The organism is Microbacterium sp. P2_F9 (assembly GCF_056403635.1).
Genome location: NZ_JBFUFC010000390.1, coordinates 1 through 1,430 on the forward strand (window position 1 = coordinate 1; position 1,430 = coordinate 1,430).

1 protein-coding gene is annotated in these 1,430 nt (G+C 64.5%); it reads left to right on the plus strand.

All coding sequences use genetic code 11. From position 1 onward, the window contains the following. The first annotated feature begins 235 nt into the window (after positions 1–235). Positions 236–1,291, plus strand: a complete 1,056-nt coding sequence (locus tag AC1DVT_RS20255; RefSeq protein WP_457098356.1) for a TerC family protein — start codon at positions 236–238, stop codon at positions 1,289–1,291. Positions 1,292–1,430: the final 139 nt, after the last annotated feature.

Genomic DNA, 1,430 nt, shown 5'->3' on the forward strand with positions numbered 1-1,430 from the left:
GTCCGCAGGGGGGGGATCGTCTCAGCATCCGTCGGAATCCGACGCGCGCGGCGGGTGAGGGCGGTGAAGCTCCGGCATCCGGTTCCTGGAAGTTCCCTGTATCCTGAGCGGGCGAAAGGGAGTATCCCAACCTCGCGTGTCCGTCATCACGGTTCCCAGATCTCGGGAGCCCGGGCGCGCGCCGCAGTCGCGGGGGAGAGACTTTCGGTCCATCGCGAACCCCCGAAAGGCCCTCATGACCTTTGAGATCCCCGTATGGTTCCAGATCAGCTCGCTCGTCGTGCTGACTCTGATCCTCATCATCGACCTCGTGCTCGCCGTGAAGCGGCCGCACATCCCCTCCATGAAGGAGTCGGCCCTGTGGGTCAGCTTCTACGTCGGGCTCGCGCTCGTCTTCGCCGTCGTGCTCTACTTCGTCTCCGACAGCGCCGACGCCATGGGCCAGTTCCTGGCCGGCTGGCTCACCGAGTACAGCCTCTCGATCGACAACCTGTTCGTGTTCGTGCTGATCATGGCCCAGTTCGCCGTGCCCCGGAAATACCAGCAGCAGGTGCTGATGGTGGGCATCATCATCGCGCTCATCCTGCGCGGCATCTTCATCATGCTCGGCGCTGCGCTCATCGAGCAGTTCAGCTGGATCTTCTACTTCTTCGGCCTGATCCTCGTCTTCACCGCGTGGCGACAGGCGTTCCCGAAGTCACATGAGAACGACGTGCAGACCGAAACGGGCGTCGTGCGCTTCGCCCGTCGGTTCATGGACGTGAGCGACGAGTACGACGGCGCCAAGATCCGCACGGTCGTCGGAGGCAAGAAGATCTGGACGCCGATGATCCTCGTGTTCATCGCGATCGGGTTCACCGACCTGATCTTCGCGATCGACTCGATCCCGGCGATCTTCGGCATCACCCAGAGCCCGTTCATCGTGTTCACGGCGAACATCTTCGCGCTCATGGGCCTTCGGCAGCTCTACTTCCTGCTCGGCGGCCTGCTCGACCGTCTCAAGTACCTGCACTACGGCATCGCGTTCATCCTCGCCTTCATCGGTGTGAAGCTGTTCTTCCACGCCCTGCACACCAACCAGGTGCCGTTCATCAACGGCGGCGAGCCGGTTCCGTGGGCGCCGGAGATCTCGACCTGGGCGTCGCTGATCGTCATCGTGCTGTCGATGGCCGTCGCGACGATCGCGAGCCTCATCTCGTCCAGCCGGGACAAGAAGCGCGAGGCGGCGGCCGCCGCCGCTGCCGCTCCCGGGGTCGAGCAGTCGCCCGCGGCGCCCGACGACAAGAGCTGATCGAGCCGGGCGGTCCGCACCCGGTGGTATTCTGACCGGGTGCGGATCGCTCGTCTTCTCCTTAGCGGCCGCAGCGAGATCTCGTTCTGAGCCCCTCCTCGCCGCGGAGTCCGTTGCGGGCTTGATCCATCACCCGAGG

Coding starts and splice junctions, on each gene's coding strand:
- AC1DVT_RS20255 (WP_457098356.1), top strand. CDS start 236: ATGACCTTTGAGATCCCCGTATGGTTCCAGATCAGCTCGCTCGTCGTG.